The sequence below is a fragment of the Achromobacter pestifer genome (assembly GCF_013267355.1).
GTDB lineage: Bacteria > Pseudomonadota > Gammaproteobacteria > Burkholderiales > Burkholderiaceae_B > Achromobacter > Achromobacter pestifer_A.
Window position 1 is genome coordinate 6,051,530 of the sequence record NZ_CP053985.1, and the last position, 19,427, is coordinate 6,070,956.

General features: G+C 66.4%; 17 protein-coding genes and 1 pseudogene. 7 read left to right on the forward strand and 11 right to left on the reverse strand.

The features are described 5' to 3' along the window. Nucleotides 1-19 precede the first annotated feature (19 nt). From rpoZ to FOC84_RS28615, 4 genes are all read right to left on the reverse strand, one after another. Nucleotides 20-223, reverse strand: coding sequence for a DNA-directed RNA polymerase subunit omega (rpoZ, locus tag FOC84_RS28600; protein ID WP_006219679.1), 204 nt, complete (start codon nucleotides 221-223; stop codon nucleotides 20-22). Nucleotides 224-267: 44 nt separating this feature from the next. After that, nucleotides 268-900: a guanylate kinase gene (gmk, locus tag FOC84_RS28605; RefSeq protein ID WP_173148231.1), complete on the reverse strand. Its 633-nt coding sequence runs from the start codon at nucleotides 898-900 to the stop codon at nucleotides 268-270. Nucleotides 901-1,002: 102 nt separating this feature from the next. Further along, nucleotides 1,003-1,920, reverse strand: coding sequence for a c-type cytochrome (locus tag FOC84_RS28610; RefSeq protein WP_173148233.1), 918 nt, complete (start codon nucleotides 1,918-1,920; stop codon nucleotides 1,003-1,005). Beyond that, a complete protein-coding gene (locus tag FOC84_RS28615; protein WP_173148235.1) occupies nucleotides 1,917-2,621 on the reverse strand; it encodes a c-type cytochrome in 705 nt (234 codons plus the stop codon). The genes FOC84_RS28610 and FOC84_RS28615 overlap by 4 nt, the downstream gene beginning before the upstream one ends. A gap of 344 nt (nucleotides 2,622-2,965) precedes the next feature. On the opposite strand from FOC84_RS28615, the gene FOC84_RS28620 reads away from it, so the two are divergent. Continuing rightward, nucleotides 2,966-3,736, forward strand: coding sequence for an SDR family oxidoreductase (locus FOC84_RS28620; RefSeq protein WP_173148237.1), 771 nt, complete (start codon nucleotides 2,966-2,968; stop codon nucleotides 3,734-3,736). Between the two features lie 102 nt (nucleotides 3,737-3,838). On the opposite strand, the gene FOC84_RS28625 is transcribed toward FOC84_RS28620, so the two are convergent. Continuing rightward, entirely contained in the window at nucleotides 3,839-4,438 is a 600-nt protein-coding gene (locus FOC84_RS28625; protein WP_173148239.1) for a C40 family peptidase, read from the reverse strand. 311 nt (nucleotides 4,439-4,749) lie between these two features. Between FOC84_RS28625 and FOC84_RS28630 the strand changes: the two genes are divergently transcribed. Beyond that, entirely contained in the window at nucleotides 4,750-6,249 is a 1,500-nt protein-coding gene (locus FOC84_RS28630; protein ID WP_438800850.1) for an AMP nucleosidase, read from the forward strand. A 206-nt stretch (nucleotides 6,250-6,455) separates the two neighbouring features. Further along, a complete protein-coding gene (locus tag FOC84_RS28635; protein ID WP_254242045.1) occupies nucleotides 6,456-7,943 on the forward strand; it encodes an amino acid permease in 1,488 nt (495 codons plus the stop codon). 201 nt (nucleotides 7,944-8,144) lie between these two features. Here the strand turns inward: FOC84_RS28635 and FOC84_RS28640 are convergent, their stop codons facing one another. From FOC84_RS28640 to FOC84_RS28650, 3 genes are all read right to left on the reverse strand, one after another. Further along, nucleotides 8,145-8,561, reverse strand: coding sequence for a type II toxin-antitoxin system VapC family toxin (locus FOC84_RS28640; protein ID WP_173148243.1), 417 nt, complete (start codon nucleotides 8,559-8,561; stop codon nucleotides 8,145-8,147). Beyond that, a complete protein-coding gene (locus FOC84_RS28645; RefSeq protein ID WP_173148245.1) occupies nucleotides 8,558-8,809 on the reverse strand; it encodes a type II toxin-antitoxin system Phd/YefM family antitoxin in 252 nt (83 codons plus the stop codon). Before FOC84_RS28645 ends, FOC84_RS28640 begins: the two co-directional genes overlap by 4 nt. A 275-nt stretch (nucleotides 8,810-9,084) precedes the next feature. After that, on the reverse strand, nucleotides 9,085-10,017 hold the full coding sequence (locus tag FOC84_RS28650) for a YicC/YloC family endoribonuclease (RefSeq protein ID WP_173148247.1): 933 nt from the start codon (nucleotides 10,015-10,017) through the stop codon (nucleotides 9,085-9,087). Between the two features lie 182 nt (nucleotides 10,018-10,199). Here FOC84_RS28650 and rph point away from each other — a divergent pair, with 182 nt between their 5' ends. Then, on the forward strand, nucleotides 10,200-10,934 hold the full coding sequence (rph, locus tag FOC84_RS28655; RefSeq protein WP_302053177.1) for a ribonuclease PH: 735 nt from the start codon (nucleotides 10,200-10,202) through the stop codon (nucleotides 10,932-10,934). Nucleotides 10,935-10,999: 65 nt separating this feature from the next. Here the strand turns inward: rph and FOC84_RS28660 are convergent, their stop codons facing one another. Both FOC84_RS28660 and FOC84_RS28665 read right to left on the reverse strand, forming a co-directional pair. Further along, complete coding sequence (locus FOC84_RS28660) at nucleotides 11,000-12,376, reverse strand: MmgE/PrpD family protein (RefSeq protein ID WP_173148249.1); 1,377 nt, start codon at nucleotides 12,374-12,376, stop codon at nucleotides 11,000-11,002. Nucleotides 12,377-12,392: 16 nt separating this feature from the next. Then, nucleotides 12,393-13,553, reverse strand: a complete 1,161-nt coding sequence (locus FOC84_RS28665) for an acyl-CoA dehydrogenase family protein (protein WP_173148251.1) — start codon at nucleotides 13,551-13,553, stop codon at nucleotides 12,393-12,395. Between the two features lie 212 nt (nucleotides 13,554-13,765). On the opposite strand from FOC84_RS28665, the pseudogene FOC84_RS28670 reads away from it, so the two are divergent. Continuing rightward, nucleotides 13,766-15,151, forward strand: a pseudogene (locus FOC84_RS28670) (methyl-accepting chemotaxis protein); the annotation flags it as partial. A gap of 201 nt (nucleotides 15,152-15,352) precedes the next feature. Here FOC84_RS28670 and FOC84_RS28675 read toward each other — a convergent pair. Then, entirely contained in the window at nucleotides 15,353-17,206 is a 1,854-nt protein-coding gene (locus FOC84_RS28675; protein WP_254241807.1) for an EAL domain-containing protein, read from the reverse strand. Nucleotides 17,207-17,414: 208 nt separating this feature from the next. Here FOC84_RS28675 and rdgB point away from each other — a divergent pair, with 208 nt between their 5' ends. Then, the gene (gene rdgB, locus FOC84_RS28680) at nucleotides 17,415-18,038 is read left to right on the forward strand and encodes an RdgB/HAM1 family non-canonical purine NTP pyrophosphatase (RefSeq protein WP_173148254.1); all 624 of its coding nucleotides are present in this window, start codon (nucleotides 17,415-17,417) and stop codon (nucleotides 18,036-18,038) included. 37 nt (nucleotides 18,039-18,075) lie between these two features. Continuing rightward, complete coding sequence (gene hemW / locus FOC84_RS28685; protein ID WP_173148256.1) at nucleotides 18,076-19,296, forward strand: radical SAM family heme chaperone HemW; 1,221 nt, start codon at nucleotides 18,076-18,078, stop codon at nucleotides 19,294-19,296. The last annotated feature ends 131 nt before the right edge of the window (nucleotides 19,297-19,427 follow it).

The window sequence follows — 19,427 nt, forward strand, 5'->3', positions numbered from 1 at the left end:
TTGCCGCCCCCGGAAACGATCAGGTGGGTACTTTACGCAGCATTTCCACGCCGGTGAGGCCGCCCGCGATTTCGCGCAGGGCGGTGACCGTGGGCTTGTCTTTGCTGTCCAGGCGCGGGGCATGGCCTTGCGCCAACTCGCGGGCGCGGTAGGTCGCGGCCAGCGTGAGCTTGAAACGATTGGGGATTTGGTTCAGACAGTCTTCGACGGTAATGCGAGCCATTAGGACACCTGGTGCTGATGGAGGATAGGGAGAATGCGTTCGGCTCAGTGCTCGGCCGGGATGCCGAGTTGCGAGAACAACTGGCTGTGGCGGGCGGCCTGAGACGAAAAGCGCAGCCGCGCGGCGCTGACTATTTGAGTCAATTCCGACAAGGCCACGCTAAATTCTTGATTAATAATAACATATTCGCATTCAGGCGCGTGGGCGATTTCGCCGCCCGCGGCCATCAGGCGGCGCGCGATCACCTGGGGCGCATCCTGGCCGCGCGCCTTGAGCCGGCTTTCGAGTTCATCGATGGAAGGCGGCAGCACGAACACGCCGATTGCGCCGGGGAAGCGCTGCTTCACCTGGCGCGCGCCTTGCCAGTCGATTTCCAGCAGCACGTCGCGGCCGGCGCGGGTGGCTTCGTCGATGCGGTCTCGCGGCGTGCCGTAAAAATTGCCGTGCACTTCCGCCCATTCCAGCAGGTTGTTGCCTTCGCGCAGGAGCTTGAACTCGTCCGGGGACACGAAGCGGTATTCGCGGCCGTCTTCCTCGCCGGGGCGGGGCGCGCGGGTGGTGCAGGAAATGGAGAGCAGGATGGAGGGGTCTTGCTGGAGCAAGGCCTTGACCAGGCTGGACTTGCCGGCGCCGCTGGGCGCGACGACCATGAAGACGTTTCCGGGATTGGCGGACATGAATGTGGCAGGCGTGTGATGCTGAGACACGAAGAATAACAAATCACGCGGCCGGGCAGGGGGCAACCCGCAAGCCGGCCGCGTGATCTGCGCCCGCCGGATTCAGCCGCCAGCCTTGGCCGCGGCCTGGGTCAGCCTGCCGCCGGCCGGCGGGGAGTCGCTGCCCAGCAGATGGCCGTTGACCTCGATGCCGTACAGCGAATCGTCGGAGTCGTGGTACTTGGCCCGGGTCGCGGCGACCGATTCGGTGTAGCGCGGATCCTGCGGACGTTCATGCGCGTTCATGAAGTAGGCGACGTCCCAGGCTTCCTGGTCGCTCAGCATGCCACCCTGCCCGAGCGGCATGTTGGCCTTGATGAAACCGGCCGCATTGCCGATCTGGTGCATGCCCGCGCCCCAGTTGAAGGAGTCCGCGCCCCACAGGGCCGGGAACACCCAATGCTTGCCGTTCTTCTGGCCCTGGCCTTCGGCCCCGTGACAGACGGCGCAATACTGCGCATAGACCTCGCTGCCGCGCACGTAGTCCGCTTTTTGGGCGGGGGGTGGCAGTTTGCGATAGCCCTGGCCGTCCAGGACGACTCCGGTCGGCGCCTTGCTGGCCAGCCAGAACATATAGGTTTGCAGCGCGGTCAGGGTGGGATCGTCCGCGGCAGGCGCCTTGCCGTTCATGCTGAAGCGGAAGCACCCTTGCAGGCGTTCGGCCAGGGTGTTGACGTGGCCGTTCTTGGCGCGATAGGCGGGATACAGCACGTAGGCCGCCCACATCGGCGCGGAATCCGGCCGGCGGCCGGCGTCCAGGTGGCAGCTGACGCAGTTCAGGTTGTTGCCGACGAACTTGGCGGCCTTCTGTGGGGTGTGCAGGAAGATCTGCTCGCCTTCGCGTACGGCTTTGCCGAAATCGTTGTCGGGGATGGATGCGGCGGACGGCGGCGTGAAGGACGGGCGGGGTTCGGCCGCGAACGTGGCGGCGGATGCGAGCAGACAGGCGGCGGACAGCAGGCGCAGGCTGATGGCGGTCATTTCTGGGCTCCCGCGGCGGTGTTGGCTTGCGCGGCAAGCTGGTCGGCGGCCTTGGGCAGGCCTGCGTAATAGGCGGACACGGCGTCGATCTCGGCGCTGGAGAGGCGGGTGGCGACGGCCGGCATCAGGCCCAGCGGGCCCGGCGGGCGCTGCCCTTGCTGCCAGGCGCGCAGCTGGCCTGCGATGTAGGCGGCGGGCTGCCCGGCCAAGGCGGGGAAATTCGCGCCGACGCCGATGCCGCCTGGGCCGTGGCATTGGTTGCAGGCGGGCACGTTCTTGTCCCAGGCGCCACGGGTGGCCAGCCAGGCGCCGGTGTCGGCGGGCTGGGCCGGATGCATGGCGGTGGCGGCGAGCTTGTCGGTATCCAGCGCGGAAGGCAGCGACGCGTAGTACTGCGCCACGGCCTTGCGTTGCGCCGGGTCCAGCGCCTTGGCGGTGGCGGCCATCACCGGGCTGACGCGCGAGCCGTTGGCCATGGCTTCGAGCTGTTCGTCCAGATAGGCGCTGCCCATGCCGGCCAGCTGCGGAAAGCCGGCGGCCGGGTTGCCTTCGCCACGGGCGCCGTGGCAGGTGATACAGGCGGGCGCGCCGTTGGCGCCCTGGGTGCTGATCTGCTTGCCGTCGGGCGCGCCTTGCGCCCCGGCCGAGGCGGCGTACAGCGCGCCCAGCATCAGCGCGGTGGGTAGGGACCGTGGGGTCATGTAACCTGCTCCGTGGATGTTATTGGATTTTTGGTAATAAGCTAATTTCTAGGAATTATATAAAGACTTGTGACGGATCAACACGGGATTGTCGGTCCGATGGCATGCGCCGTGGCGGTTTTTTCTGCGTGGAGCATGCGCGGGAAAGCGGCCTCGCCGGGGATCGGCAGCGCGCGTTCGGCCGCCGAAAGACGCATCTTTTCCCGCCGCGGGCAGGCTGCCTTTGCCGGGTAATTTTTGCTTGCGTGTGACCGGTTCGAATGTGTCACCGCTGGAACCTTCGCTTGCAGCATGGCCAGAACGATTCGGGTAGCATTTCGCCGATCTATAACAAGGAGAATCCGATGCAAGCGAACGAGATCGAACATCCGCGCGTGGCGCTGGTCACCGGCGCCGGTACCGGCATAGGCCGCGCGGTGGCGCTGGAATTCCTGGCGCAAGGCTATCGGGTCGTGCTGGCCGGCCGCCGCCGCGAACCGCTGGAAGCGACCCGCACCGCGGCGGGCGAGGACGGCGTGAGGGCGCTGGTGGTGCCCACGGATGTGTCGGACGAGCAGGCCGTGCGCGAACTCTTCGATGCGGCGCAGCGTGAATATGGCCGGCTGGACGTGTTGTTCAACAATGCCGGACGCGGCGCGCCGGCCATGCCGATCGAGGAGTTGCCCGTATCGGTGTGGCGCGACGTGGTCGACACCAACCTGACCGGCATGTTCCTGTGCGCGCAGGCTGCGATCCGCGTGATGAAGGCGCAGAATCCGCGCGGCGGGCGCATCATCAACAACGGTTCGATCTCGGCGCATGCGCCGCGCCCGTTCTCCATCGCCTACACCGCGACCAAGCATGCGGTGTCCGGGCTGACGAAGTCGATTTCGCTGGATTGCCGGCCCTACAACATCGCTTGCGGGCAGATCGACATCGGCAATGCCGCCACCGATATGACCGAGCGCATGGCCGCGGGCATCCTGCAGGCCGACGGCAGCACCAAGGTCGAGCCGCGCATGGATGTGGCGCACGTGGCGCAGGCGGTTGCCGCCATGGCGCGCCTGCCGCTGGAGGCCAACGTGCAGTTCATGACCATCATGGCGACCAACATGCCCTTCGTGGGCCGGGGCTGAAACGCAGCTGGCCTGCGGCGGCGCGTCCTTTCCGGACGGGCCGCCGCAGGCTGTGGTGCCGCCCCCTTGGGGTGCGCCGGGGGCGCCGCCCCGATCTTTCCGTCAGCGCGGGGAAGCCTGGGCCAGCATCTGGCCTGGTTGCATATCCAGATAGCGCCGGGCGCCGACGTAGCGCTTGGTCCAGTACGGATTCTTCATTTCATCCACACGCACCTTGGTGCCGCGGCGCGGGGCGTGGACAAACTTGTTCTGGCCGATGTAGATGCCGACGTGCGAGGTCACGCCGCGGCCGCGCGTGGCGAAGAACACCAGGTCGCCGGGGCGCAGTTCCTGCTTGTTGGAGACGGATTCGCCGGCGGTGCGCTGGGCGCGGGCCGTGCGCGGCAATTCCAGGCCGGCGATCTCGCGGAAGACATGCAGGACCAGTCCGCTGCAATCGAAACCTTCGGCGTCGTCGCCGCCCCAGCTATAGGGGGTGCCGATGGCCTCCAGGCCGGCTTGCACGACGCGGTCGCGCAGGGTGGGGACGGTGGGTTCCTGCGCCAGGCGCAGGCCGGTGAGCGAGGGACGGGCCGGCTCGAGGCGGACGGACGCCTGGGCGGCGTCGGGAATCCAGGAAAGGGTCAGGGCGATGATGGGCGCTGACAGGAATACGGGAATGCGTAGCTGGGCAATTCGGGCTTTTCGCGTGGGCGGCGTCATTACGTCACTTCAAGAATCGGAGTGGGCGGCATGGCTTTGCCTGAACAGGCAAGCCGGCGGAAAGGGGGGCAACACCGGGACGCAAAACCCCGGAATGCCACATGATTGTAATGGAATAATGTTTCATTACATTTGTAGTGCAATGCAGCATTCTTGTCTGCGGAAGTTACGGCGCGCGCGAGTTCGCGGACAGTCGAATATGACACTTCATCTTGCGCCGGCTCGGGCATAATCGTCGCCATCGGCCCTGCGGCCCGGCAAGCCGGCAACGGCCGCGGTTACAGATAAGATGAGAAGCGGAGTAAAGCTCGATGATGAACGCAGTGCACCCTTTATCTTCCATGAGCCGGCCAGAGGCCTTGCCCTTCGAGCCGTTCCAGGATGCGGTGGCGGCGGTGGAGCGCCTGATTGAAATCTATGCGCGCAACACCGCCTTCCTGCGCGCCGCCTTCCGTGAAGTGCTGAAGGGCTCGACCAACGGCCGCGAGCGCGCCCGCGCCTATTACCCGGCGATCCGCATCGTGGTGGAAACCTACGATCCGATCGATACGCGGCTGTCATACGGCCACGTGGCCGAGCCGGGCATTTACCAGACCACCATCACCCAGCCCGCGCTGTTTCGCGACTACCTGATAGAACAGGTCAGCCAGCTGCTGCAGAATCACCGCGTGGCGGTGGAAGTCGGCGAGTCCGATTCGCCCATTCCGCTGCATTTCGCCTTCCCCGAGGGCGCCTACGTCGAGGGCGAGCATCTGGAGGCGCTCAAGCGTCCCTTGCGCGACTTGTTCGATGTGCCCGATCTGGCGGTGACGGACGACGCCATCGTCAACGGCTCCTGGCGCGGCAAGGAGGGCGAGCCCAAGCCGCTGGCGCCTTTCACGGCCCAGCGCGTGGACTATTCGCTGCACCGCTTGCAGCACTACACCTCGACCGCGCCGGCGCATTTCCAGAACTTCGTGCTGTTCACCAACTACCAGTTCTACGTGGACGAGTTCTGCGCCCGCGCCCGCGCGCTGATGGCCAGCGGCAACGAAGACTACGAAATGCTGGTGGAACCGGGCAACCGCATCACGCGCCGTGGCGAAAGCGGCCCGGGCGACGAGGACCAGGCGATCCGCCTGCCGCAGATGCCGGCCTACCACCTGGTGCGCGGCGACCATTCCGGCATCACGCTGGTGAACATTGGCGTGGGTCCGTCCAATGCCAAGACCATTACCGACCACATCGCCGTGCTGCGCCCGCATGCCTGGCTGATGCTGGGCCACTGCGCCGGCCTGCGCGATTCGCAGCGTCTGGGCGACTACGTGCTGGCGCACGGCTATGTGCGCGAGGACCACGTGCTTGATGCCGACCTGCCGACCTGGGTGCCGGTGCCGGCGCTGGCCGAGGTGCAGGTGGCGCTGGAGCAGGCGGTCGAAGAAGTGGCGGGGCTGTCGGGCTGGGACCTCAAACGCATCATGCGCACGGGCACGGTCGCCACCATCGACAACCGCAACTGGGAACTGCGCGACCACCTGGAGCTGGTGGAGCGTTTTGCGCAGTCCCGCGCGATTGCGCTGGACATGGAGTCGGCCACCATCGCGGCCAACGGCTTCCGTTTCCGCGTGCCGTACGGCACCTTGCTGTGCGTGTCGGACAAGCCCTTGCATGGCGAACTGAAGCTGCCCGGCATGGCCAGCGCCTTCTATCGCCGCCAGGTGAACCAGCATCTGGAAATCGGCATCCGCGCCCTGGAGCGGCTGCGCGACATGCCGCCCGAACGCCTGCATTCGCGCAAGCTGCGCACCTTCATGGAAACGGCGTTCCAATAGGCCCGTCGATCCGTCCCCGAGGCCGTCCGATTTCGCCGGATGGGGCCTCTTGCGCTATTCTCGCCGGTTGCTTGGAAATTCCCAGGCACCTGGCGCTGCGCGCGGGTGCCTTCATGACCTGAAGGAAATGCACTTTGGCACCATCGGAACACGATGAACGTCGCTCAGGCGGCACGCGCGACGCGAAGGCGAACCCGCCTTCCGAACTGCGCCGCACGCTGTCCGCGCGCCACCTGACCATGATTGCGGTGGGCGGGTCCATCGGCACCGGCCTGTTCGTGGCCTCCGGCGCAACGATCGCCCGGGCCGGCCCCGGCGGGGCGCTGCTGGGCTATGTGCTGATTGGCATCATGGTCTATTTCCTGATGACCAGCCTGGGCGAACTGGCCGCCGCCATGCCGGTTTCCGGATCCTTCTCCACCTACGGCGCGCGCTATGTCGAGGACGGCTTCGGCTTCGCCCTGGGCTGGAACTATTGGTACAACTGGGCGGTCACCGTGGCGGTGGACCTGGTGGCGGCGCAGCTGGTCATGGCCTATTGGTTTCCTGATGTGCCGGGCTTCTATTGGAGCGCCTTGTTCCTGGCGATCACGTTCGGTCTGAATGCCATGTCGGCGCGCGGCTTCGGCGAGGCGGAATTCTGGTTCGCGCTGATCAAGGTCATCGCCGTGCTGGCGTTCGTGGCCATGGGCGTGATGATGCTGCTGGGCATCATCCGCGGCGGCGAAACCGGCGGCCTGACCAACTGGACGGTGGGCGACGCGCCGTTCTCGGGCGGCTTTGCGGCGCTGATCGGCGTGGCCATGGTGGTGGGCTTTTCGTTCCAGGGCACCGAGCTGATCGGCATCGCCGCCGGCGAATCCAAGGACCCGGCGCGCAACCTGCCGCGCGCGGTGCGCCAGGTGTTCTGGCGCATCCTGCTGTTCTACGTGGCGGCCATCCTGGTCATCGGCCTGCTGATTCCGTATACCGATCCGCATCTGCTGCGTAACGACGTCGAGGACATCAGCGTCAGCCCCTTCGCCCTGATTTTCGAGCGGGCCGGTCTCTTGGGAGCGGCTTCGGTCATGAACGCGGTCGTGCTGACGTCGGTATTGTCGGCAGGCAACTCGGGCATGTACGCAGCCACGCGCATGCTCTACAGCCTGGCGCGCGACGGCAAGGCACCGCGCATTTTCGGCCGGATCTCGCGCAACGGCGTGCCGCTGTGGGCGCTGCTGGCAACCACGGTCGTGGCGGCGTTGTGCTTCTTCACCTTCATCTTCAGCCCCAATGCCGTCTACATCTGGCTGCTGAATACCTCCGGCATGACGGGCTTCATCGCCTGGCTGGGCATCGCCATCAGCCATTACCGTTTCCGCCGCGGCTACGTGAAGCAGGGCCACAACCTGGCCGATCTGCCCTACGTGTCGCCGTTCTTCCCGTTCGGGCCGATCTTCGCTTTCGTGCTGTGCCTGATCATCACCCTGGGCCAGAACTACCAGGCGTTCCTGCAGGACAAGATCGATTGGGGCGGGGTGGTCGCGACCTATATCGGCATTCCGCTGTTCCTGCTGATCTGGGCCGGCTACAGGCTGGCGCGCGGCTCGCGCTTCGTGAACTATCGCGACATGCGTTTCCCCGATGCGCGGGCGCGCAGCGCGTATCTGGATTCAGCGCTGCGGGGGGAGCCTGCGGCGGGCGAGGCGCGCTGAGCCGCGGGCGCGGGCGATATCACGCAGGGCGGCACGGACCAGACTGCCATCACCTCGGTCCTCTGTCAGGCAAGCCTCGAAATAAAGTGCGGCGTCCTCATCGGTCTTGAGAGTGTCAGCGGCATCCCAACTGCTGAATCCTTCGGGAATAGTGATGTCGGGGAGGGTGCGCATGGTTAGGGCCGCTCAAGCAGAGCACGGTCAAGTACCTTCCCAGGGATTGATGACGTCCAGGCCTGAATGTTGAAAATCCTGTTCATTGCGGGTGACCAGTGTCAGTCCGTGCGTCATTGCTGTGGCGGCCAGCAAGCTGTCGATAGCTGGTAACGTGCGCCCGGCTTTAGCCACCAAGCGTCCCCAACAATCCACGACAGGCTCATCAATGGTCAGCACGCGACCACTGAAAAAACGGGGTAATTCAACCTCCAACCAGTCCAGATAACTGCGCTTTCGTTCGCCCTCCGGCATCATTTCTATGCCTTTGCGAAGCTCCCCTAGCGTTAGTGCGGATAGGAATAGCGTGGTGGGCGGGCGCTTCTGCAGCCATCTGACCACGTTGCCATCTGGTTGCTTTCGACGCAGTTCGGACAGGACATTGGTATCGACGAGATAGCTCAAAGTCCATCCTTGCGCGTCGGGCTGGCGTCACGGGGAAAGTCGAGGTCTTCGTCGCCGGCCAGGGGGGAACGACGCATGAAGGCGACGAGAGATTCCCCCGTGCCTGAAAGTTTGTCGAAGTCCGATCGCGAGAGCACGACCGCGACAGAACGCCCGTGTACAGTGATTTCCTGGGGACCTTGGCTTCCGGCCGCTTTAACGACCTCGGACAAGCGGGATTTGGCTTCTTGCATTTGCCAAGCCTGCATACTGTTCTCTCAAATCTGACTAGAATAGTCAGATTTTATGAGGTATTTCTGGCAGTCGCAATGGGACCATGCCTGGTCAAGATCGCCTTTGCCCCGGCTTGCCGGGGCGGAGCTTGACCGGTATATGAGCAGATACAGACTGATGCGGGGTGCAGTTCGAGCCAAAAGCCAGACGAAAAGCAGCCCTTATGTCCTGGATCATCGATCCAGGACATAAGGGCTGCTTTTTTTGCACCAAAGTGCGGCGCTTAGGCCAAGCGTCGCCGCTTATCTGCCTACTCGATGTTCTGCGCCTGTTCCCGCATCTGCTCGATCAGCAGTTTCAGGTCCATGGCCGCGCGGGTGACTTCCATGCTGCCGGCCTTGGAGCCCAGGGTGTTGGCCTCGCGGTTCATTTCCTGGAACAGGAAATCCAGGCGCTTGCCTGCGCTGCCGGCGTTTTTCTTGCCGGAGGCGGGCTTGCCGCCGCCGTCGCCGAGCAGGTGGCGCAGTTCTTCGAGGTGCGAACGCAGGCGCGACAGCTCTTCGGCCACGTCGATGCGCAGCGCGAACAGGTTGGCTTCCTGGGACAGGCGTTCCGACAGTTCCGAGCCGGAAATGTGGGTGAAGCCCCCGGGGAAGGCCGATTCCACGCTTTCGCGCAGCTTGGAGGCCAGCTTGTCGCGGTGGTCCGCCAGCAACTGGGGCAGGTGCGCCTGCACCAGTTCGACGATGCGCGCCACGCCGTCGGCGCATTCGCGCATCATGCCGGCCAGGCGTTCGCCTTCGCGCGCGCGGCCTTCCTGCAGCTGCGTCAGCGCTTGCTGGGCGGCCTGCATGCAGGCGGCGCCCCAGACTTGCGGATCGAGCGCGTCGTTGGCGCGCTGGCCGGGCCAATTGAACAGTTCCACCAGGCGCGGCGCGGCGATGTCGGGGAGGATGCGGCGCGCCGCCTGCAGCTGTTCGGCCAGGCTTTCGAGCCAGGCCGGCTCCAGCTTGGACAAGTCGGTGCTGGCGTTGCGGGTGTAGGAGACGCGGATCTCGACCTTGCCGCGCGCCAGGTTGGCCGTCAGCAATTCGCGCAGCGGCGTCTCCACGTGGCGCAATTCGTCGGGCAGGCGGAAGTAGAGATCGAGAAAGCGGCTGTTGACGCTGCGGAATTCGAGCGCAAGCGTGCCTTGCTCGAGATCTGCGCGGGCGTTGCCGAAAGCGGTCATGCTGCGAATCATGATGTGCGTGTCCTGGTAATGCTTTTTTATTGGGAGCCGGCGGTCGCCCGCGCCAGCCGGTTTTTCGGCGCGGACCTTTCCATTTGTACCGGTTGTATCGCGGCAGGATACTCCAAGCGGCATTTTCCTGCGGCGCCACCCCGTACAATGCGGCGGATCTAAGCCACGTCTGGAGTTTGCCTGTGACCACAACCCCCGCCATCGCCCGTCCTTCGGGCCGCGCCGTCGACGAACTGCGGCCGTTCAGCCTGGAGCGCGGTTTTACGCGCTACGCCGAAGGTTCGGTGCTGGTGAAGGCCGGCAACACCCATGTGCTGTGCACGGCCAGCGTATTGGAGAAAGTACCGCCTTTTCTGAAGGGCAAGGGAGAAGGCTGGGTAACGGCTGAATACGGCATGTTGCCGCGCGCCACGCATACGCGCGGCGACCGCGAAGCCGCGCGCGGCAAGCAGAGCGGCCGCACGCAGGAAATCCAGCGCCTGATCGGCCGCAGCCTGCGCGCAGTGTTCGACATGAAGGCGCTGGGCGAGCGCACGCTGCATCTGGACTGCGACGTGCTGCAGGCCGATGGCGGCACGCGCTGCGCCAGCATTACCGGCGCCTGGGTGGCCGCGGCCGACGCCGTCGCGTTGCTGATGCAGCGCGGGGCTCTGGCTGCCAATCCGATCCGCGACGCGGTCGCGGCGGTGTCCGTCGGCCTGGTGCAGGGCCGCGCGGTGCTGGATCTGGACTACGAGGAAGACTCGGCCTGCGATGCCGACGTGAACGTGATCATGACCGGCAGCGGCGCATTCGTGGAAGTGCAGGGTACGGGCGAGGGTGCGACCTTCACCCGCGCGGAACTGGACACGATGCTGGTGCTGGCCGAAAGCGGCATTGCCGGTCTGGTGCGGGCGCAGCGCGCGGCGCTGGCCTGATCGGCATCAAAAGAAACGGGTTGGACGCGCACACCGCGGCCAACCCGTAGCCCCGCCAGCTGGGATTACTTCGGCGCCAGCAGCGTCCCCAGCTTCTCCGCCTTTTCCAGATTCCAGATCGCATCGATCAGTCCGCGCAGCTCTTGCTCCGTAGCGGCGTCAGCGTAACGGCCCAGGCTGAGCGTCTTGTCCTCGATTTCCGCGCGGCTCAGGGTATTGCCCGGGTCGCCCTTGGGTTCGTCCACGCGCCCATGCAGCTTGCGGCCGTCGCGGGTGTAGACGGTGACCTTGCCGATCCAGCGCTGGGGGTAGGCGCCGTCGACCTCCGGGTCCAGCTCCATTTCGACCTTGCCGCGGAACGTGGCCACGCCCGGATCGTCCAGGCCGGCGTCGAACTCCGCCAGGCCGGCGCGGCCCTGGCGGGCGATCAGGGCCAGCACGGTACCCATCGAGAACTTGGACTGGTGCACGGTCTGCGGGTTGACCACGGGGCCCAGCACGTCGATGGCGCCCTGGTGCACGTGAGCCACGACGCGCTCGATGTCGGCTTCGGTCAGGTTGTTTTCGCGCAGCGCCTGCTGCAATGCATCGGCCGCCGGATGGGTGTGGCGGCAGGACGCGTGGAATTTGAACGAGGTTTCGGCCAGCGCCCAGCGTTCGCCCAGCCGGTCGCACAGGCGGCTCGGGTCGGCGTCCGTCGACATGCCGGCGGCCATGCCCTGCGGGCCTTCCAGAATGTGGCGCGCGCCGGTGAAACCTTCACGCGCGAGATAGGCGGCGGTGATGCCGTCGGCGGCGGCCTTGGCGGTGTGCAGCTGCTTGGAGTCGGCGGCGTCGCGCAGGAACTCCCAGAGGCCGGCGGCCTGCGTGCCGGCCGAGCCCAGCGCGTTCAGCATTTCCTCGGGGGACAGGTTCAACAGCCGGCCGGTGGTGACGGCCGCGGCCAGCGTGCCGGCGGTGCCGGTGGTGTGGAAGATCTTGTAGTGCGAACGGCCCAGGAATTCGCCGACGCGGATCCCCACTTCGTAGCCGGCAACAGAGGCGACCAGCAGGTCGCGGCCCGAGCGGCCCAGGGCCTGGGCCACCGCCAGCGCCGGCGGGAAGACCACGGCGGCGGGGTGGAACACGGAGCCGTTGTGCACGTCGTCCTGCTCCACCACGTGGGCGGTCGCGGCGTTGACCATGGCGGCGAACAGGGGCGTGGTGCGGCGGCGGGTGATCAGGACTTCGCTGGGGCCGTCGGCCGGGCCCATGGCGGCCGCATAGCGGTCGATGGCCTGCACGGCGCGGGCGGAGGCGCCGGCCAGGATGGAAGCCAGGCAGTCCAGCAGCAGGTCCTCGGCGCGGCGCAGCACCGGGGCCGGGATGTCCTCATAGCGCAGGTTGGCGGCAAAGGCCGCGAGTTCGGCGCTCAGGTGCGGGGTGTCTTGGGCAGCGGTCATTGATGTCGGGGTCCGGTCAGAAGGAGCGGGGCAGGCCCAGGATGTGTTCGGCCACGTAGGACAGGATCAGGTTGGTCGAGATCGGCGCGACCTGATACAGGCGGGTTTCGCGGAACTTGCGCTCGACATCGTATTCCGTGGCGAAGCCAAAGCCGCCGTGGAACTGCAGGCAGGCGTTGGCGGCTTCCCAGGACGCGTCGGCGGCCAGCAGCTTGGCCATGTTGGCCTGGGCGCCGCAGGGCTCGTGGGCGTCGAACAGGCGGCAGGCTTCGTAGCGCATCAGGCTGGCGGCTTCGACGTTGATGTGGGCGCGGGCGATGGGGAACTGCACGCCCTGGTTCTGGCCGATGGGGCGGCCGAACACCATGCGTTCCTTGGCGTAGGCGGTGACCTTGTCCACGAACCAGTAGCCGTCGCCGATGCACTCGGCGGCGATCAGGGTGCGTTCGGCGTTCAGGCCGTCCAGGATGTACTTGAAACCCTTGCCTTCTTCGCCGATCAGGTTCTCTTCGGGGATTTCCAGATTGTCGAAGAACAGCTCGTTGGTCTCGTGGTTGACCATGTTGGGGATCGGGCGGATCGACATGCCGTGCTTGACGGCATGATGCAGGTCCACCAGGAAGATGGACATGCCTTCCGATTTGCGCGTGACCTGGTCCAGCGGCGTGGTGCGCGCCAGCAGGATCATCAGATCGGAATGCTGCACGCGCGAGATCCAGACCTTCTGGCCGTTGATGACGTAGCGGTCGCCGCGCTTGACGGCGGTGGTCTTGATCTTGGTGGTGTCGGTGCCGGTGGTGGGTTCGGTGACACCCATCGATTGCAGGCGCAGTTCGCCGGCGGCGATGCGCGGCAGGTACTCGCGCTTCTGGGCTTTGGAGCCGTGGCGCAGCAGGGTGCCCATGTTGTACATCTGGCCGTGGCAGGCGCCCGAGTTGCCGCCGCTGCGGTTGATTTCTTCCATGATGACCGACGCTTCGGTCAGGCCCAGGCCGGAGCCGCCGTATTCCTGCGGGATCAGGGCGGCCAGCCAGCCTGCCTCGGTCAGCGCGCGGACGAAGGCTTCGGGGTAGCCGCGTTCTTCATCGACCTTGCGGAAATATTCGGAGGGGAACTGGGCGCAGAGGTCGCGCACGGCTTCGCGGATGTCCTGATAAGCGTGGGAGGCGTTGGGCATGATGCGGTTTTCTGTATGGGTAATGGTTCGGTGCAGCGTTGAATGTGCCGCAAGCCGCCGCCCCTGCCAATTCACAATTGCTTAATACGGGGTTCGGTTTCATGACGGGAGTTTGTCATCCTGGCGCCGGGGTTGTGTCAAGAAATTGCCAAACTGGGTGTCCATAATCCATGCGAACGCCGCCGCTGGCGGCAGGTTTTGTATGGACTGATATGCGGAAAAACATCAGGGTCACGACGGCGTTGTCGGCCATTCTTGCGTTGTTCGTGGTGCTGTTCGCGCTGGCGGCGGCGGGGGCAATCACGGTGCTGCGGGAAAACCGCGCGGACATCGAAGCGCTGGGCCGGGGCAGCATCGAACGGGCCGGCGACCTGGCGGATATGACCAGCCGGCTGTTCCAGGCGCGCGCCGCGCTGACCGATGCCAAGACGGCGATGGAAGGTGGCCTGGAAGAGGCGCGCAACGAGTCGCTGGCGCAGGCCGAGGCGCTGTTCAAGCAGGCCGCGGCCAGCCTGGGGCGCCTGCGCGCCAATCCCGACGCCAGCGCCCAGGGCGCGCCCTTGTTCGACGGAGTGCTGGCAGCGTACGCCGCCTTCGCGGACCAGACGTTGGCGCCCATGCACGCGGCGATCAAGGGTTGGAACGGCATCGAGGTGAACCGCCTGGTGGACAAGGTGCTGGCGTCCAGCGGCGCGGCCTACGTCAAGCAGGCCGACGCCTACCAGACCTACGCCCGCGATCAGGGCCAGGCGGCGGTGGCCAGCGCCAGCTTCACGCTGGAACGGGTGATCGCGGTGGCGGCCGGCGTGCTGGCGCTGGTGCTGATTTTGGCCGTATTGATCCGGCTGGCGTTCCGCCGCGGCATCCTGCGGCCGCTGAATGAAGCGGGGGCGCATTTCGACCGCATCGCCGATGGGGACCTGACGGGCGCGATCGCCATGCGCGGCGACAACGAGATCGGCGTTCTGTACAGCGCCATGCGGCGCATGCAGACAGGCCTGTCGGCGGCCGTGGCCTCGGTGCGCCAGGGCGTCGAGGAAATCCATGCCGGCTCGGGCGAGATCGCCGCGGGCGGCGCGGACATGTCGGACCGCACCGCGCGCCAGGCCGGCTCGCTGCAGGAAGCCTCGGCCAACATGATGCAGCTGGCGCACACGGTGCAGCTGACCGCGGGCAACGCCGACCTGGCCAGCCGCCAGGCGCTGGGGGCGACCCAGCTGGCGCAGCGCGGCGGCGCGGCGGTCGACGAGGTGGTGCAAAGCATGCAGGGCATCGCCGAGAGCGCCCGCCGCATCGGCGAGATCGTTGGCGTGGTCGACAGCATCGCCTTCCAGACCAACATCCTGGCGCTCAACGCCGCCGTGGAAGCGGCGCGCGCGGGGGAGCAGGGCAAGGGCTTTGCCGTGGTGGCGGGCGAGGTGCGCTCGCTGGCCCAGCGCAGCGCGCAGGCTGCCCGGGAGATCAAGGGCCTGATCGAGGATTCCGCCGCCCGCGTCGAAGCGGGCGTGCGCCAGGTCAGCCTGGCCGGCGACACCATGCGCGACATGGTGCAGTCGGTGGACCGGGTGACGCAGATCGTGGCCGAGATTTCCAGCGCCACCGCCGAACAGGCCGCCGGCATCGCGTCGGTGAACCACGCGGTGGCGGACATCGAGCGCTCGACGCAGGAGAACGCCGCCATGGTGGAGCAGACCGCTGCCGCGGCGGCCGCGTTGGAGGCCCAGGCACAGGGCTTGCGCCGCGCGGTGGCGGTGTTCCAGATTGCTGCCCGGCCGGCGCATGGCGCGGCCGGGCAGGGTTCAGCTGTCGAGCTGCGGCAGGACGCCGCCGGTATAGCGCTCGGCCACCAGCGACAGGTTCCCGTGCTTGACCTTGTGCTTGACGTGAGCGGCGGCCGAGGCGATGTCCTCCGGGCGGATGCGCTCGCATAGCGACGGCGTGACGGTGAGGGCGCCGACCCCCAGCGTCACGAAGGGAAAGAAGCGGGGCACGCCGTAGCGGTCCTCGGCTTCGATCCCGCCGTTGCGGCGGCCCTCGTCGTCGTACAGGTCCATGGCGCGGCCGTTGAATTCCGCGATGATGCGGCGGGTGCGCTCCATCCAGTCGGGGCTGCGCAGCAGCACCACGAAGTCGTCGCCGCCCACATGGCCGACGAAGTCGCGCTGCGGATCGCAATGGCGCTTGATGACTTCGGCGGTCAGCATGATCATGTCATCGCCGCGCCAGTAGCCGTAGACGTCGTTGAAAGGCTTGAAGTTGTTCAGGTCGCCATAGCAGATGGTGAAGTCGTCGGCGTCTTCCAGCAGCGTGGCGATGTGCCGGCTGATGGGGATGTTGCCGGGCAGCGAGGTCAGCGGATTGGCGTAGCGCGCCGCCTCGATGCGCATTTCGGTGACCGAGCGCACCAGCGTTTCACCGGTGGCCAGCCCGTCGTAGCGGCCTTCGCGCGTGATGATCAGCCCGTCCATCAGATAGCGCTGGTCTTCGGAGATCAGCACGTGGCTCAATTGGTCGATGGACACGTTCAGGTCCACCAGCACCGGCTCGGCATTCATGAAGGTGGAGCAGGCGTCGCGTCCGAACAGCTCGCGCGTGTAGCGCTGGGCGTAATGTTCCGAGAAGTCGCGGCGGTTGATGATGCCGACCGGGCGGTTGTCGTCGTCGACCACCGCCACCGCGTGCATGTCCTTGTGTTCGATGAACAGCCGGTGCACGTCGTCATTGGTGTGTCCGCTCAGCTGCGCCGCCGGCGCTTCGACGCGCAGGCTGGCCGCGGTGCCGCCCAGGCCGCGCTGGGGCGGGACGGCGGCGGCGCGCTGCCGCAGCGAATCGCGCAGCGGCGGCGCCAGCTCGGTCAGCAGTATTTCTTCCGGCCGGCCCAGCAGCCAGCCTTGCGCGTAGCGGATGTCCAGCTCGCGCACCACGGCCAGGTCCTCGGCGGTTTCTATGCCTTCGGCGACGATGGTGGTGCCCAGGTGGTGCGCCACCTTCAGGATGGCGCGCACCATGTTCTGCTTGCGCTCGTCCTGGCCGATGCCGGCGAAGAAATAGCGGTCGATCTTGACCAGGTCCGGCTGCATTTCGGCCCAGAGCTGCAGATTGGAGTTGCCCACGCCGTAGTCGTCGAGCGCGACGCGCATGCCATGCGCGCGCAGGCAGGCGAACGCGCTGGAAAGTTCGGCCATGTGCTCGGACAGCGGATCCTGCTCGGTGAGTTCGACGATGATGCTGGATGGCGCGAGCGAGCAATTCTTGAGCAGGCGCTGGGGCATTTCCTCGCCCCACAGGGTCCAGTAGTGCAGCAGCGCCGAACCGGAGAGGTTCAGAAACAGCATGCCGGCCGCGTCGTGCTGGTGAAAGCCCTGGGCGCCGGCGCGGAAACTGGCCAGCTCCAGCTGCGGATGCAGACCTTGGCGGCGGGCCTCGGCGAACAGCGCGTCGGGAAAGTGCAGGGCCGTGTCGGCGGGGCCGCGGATCAGGCTTTCATGGCCGTAGATGCGGCTGTGCGAAAGGTCGACCACCGGCTGGAAGCGCGGGCGCAGCAGGCGTTCGCGCAGGATGCCGGCCAGGCTTACGTGCGCTGACGCGCAGTCCAGGGGTGATGAGGGCGCGCGGGCCGCTACCGGCCGGGGCAAAGCGTGAATGGGGTTCATCGCCGGTGCGTTCAGATACTATCAGTGACAAGTTTGATCATATTGACAACAAAATATGTCCGCGTTGTTTCGCTGAAGACAGGCGCGCCATCTTCAATTAGGGGCCGCAACACTGTCAACCCCCGATCGGAGGCATATCCTTTCAAGGCGCGGGGGCATCGCGCCCCGGCGGCGGCGCATCCGGCCCGCGCCCTATACAATTTGCCCCATGACTGCTCCCAAGATTCCTGATTCCCTGCGCCGCGTCGTGCTGGCCTCCAACAATGCCGGCAAGCTGCGCGAGTTCTCTGCCTTGTTCGCGCCCCTGGGCATGGAACTGGTGCCCCAAGGCGAACTGGGGGTGCCCGAAGCCGAAGAGCCGCACGTCACCTTCGTCGAGAACGCGCTGGCCAAGGCCCGCCACGCCAGCCGCCTGACCGGTTTGCCGGCTTTGGCCGACGACTCCGGCCTGTGCGTGGCGGCGCTGGACGGCGCGCCCGGCGTGTATTCGGCGCGCTACGCCAAGATGCTCGGCGGCGAAAAATCCGACCAGGCCAATAATGAACTGCTGGTGCGCAATCTGGCCGGCGCGGCCGACCGCAGCGCCTGGTACGTGGCGGTGCTGGCGCTGGTGCGGTCCGAGAACGATCCGCGGCCCCTCATCGGCGAAGGCCTGTGGCATGGCGAGATCATCGACCAGCCCGAGGGCGCCAACGGCTTTGGCTACGATCCGCATTTCTACCTGCCCGACCAGGCGCTGACCGCCGCGGCCCTGGAGCCCGAGGAAAAGAACCGGCTGAGCCATCGCGCCCGCGCGCTGCGCGAACTGTTGAGCAAGCTGAGCCAGGCTTGACGAGGGCGCCGCGCGGCGCCAGGTTCAGGAATTACGCATGTCCATCATCATTCCCATCCGCAACGACATGGGCGCGCAGCCGTCGCGCCTGAAGCTGCCGGCCGGCGCCAAGCTGACCAGCCTGCCGCCGCTGTCCGTCTATGTGCACGTGCCCTGGTGCGTGCGCAAATGTCCCTATTGCGATTTCAATTCACACGCGGCGCCGGGCGAGATCCCGGAGCGCGCCTATCTCGATGCCCTGCGCAGCGACCTGGAGCAGGCCTTGCCTTCGATCTGGGGGCGGCAGGTGGTCTCGGTCTTTATCGGCGGAGGGACGCCGAGCCTGCTGTCGTCCGAAGGCCTGGACGAGCTGCTGGCGATGCTGCGCGCCTGTCTGAACCTGTGGCCCGACGCCGAAATCACCATGGAAGCCAACCCCGGCACGGCCGAGGCCGGGCGTTTTCGCGACTATGCGGCCAGCGGCGTGACGCGGTTCTCGCTGGGGATCCAGAGTTTCGACGATGCGCAGTTGAAGAAGCTGGGCCGCATCCACGACAGCGCGCAGGCGAGGGCGGCGATCGAGATGGCGCAACGGGCCGTCTCGCGCGTCAACCTGGACATGATGTTCGCCTTGCCCGGCCAGACTTTGGAGGCCTGTGTGGCCGATCTGCGGCAGGCCGTCGCTTTCGGCACCGAGCACCTGTCGCTCTATCATCTGACGATGGAGCCCAATACCGTCTTCGCCAAGTTCCCGCCCGAGGATCTGCCCGACGACGACACCAGCGCCGCCATGCAGGACGCGGTGGAAGCCGAGCTGGCGGGCGCTGGCCTGGCGCGCTACGAGGTCTCGGCCTATGCCAAGCCGGGCGCGCGCTGCCGCCACAACCTGAATTACTGGGAGTTCGGCGACTACCTGGGGCTGGGCCCGGGCGCGCACGGCAAGCTGTCCTTCCATGACCGCATCGTGCGCGAAGCGCGGCTGCGCGGCCCCGACTCCTGGATGCAGGCCGCCATGGCCCGCGACGGCAGCCACATCGCCGAAAGCCGCCAGGTCGGCCCGGACGAACTGCCGTTCGAATTCATGTTGAACGCCCTGCGGCTGAAGGATGGCGTCGCCGCCACCGCCTTCAACGAGCGCACCGGCCTGTCGCTGGCCGCCATTGCGCACCAATTGGAGGCAGCCTCCAAGCGGGGGCTGTTGGACGCCGATCCCACCCGGCTGCGGGCGACGCCCCTGGGCTGGAGTTTCCTCAACGACCTGCAGGAAATGTTCCTGTAGCGTTCATGCACCATAGTGGGGCTATCATGCCCCACTGTTTGCACCATTCTGGTGCTACATTTTCCCGTGACCCAGCTGCCTTCCCCGGGGAATCCCGGGGGTAAAACCTGGCACGCTTATTGCTTCCCTCT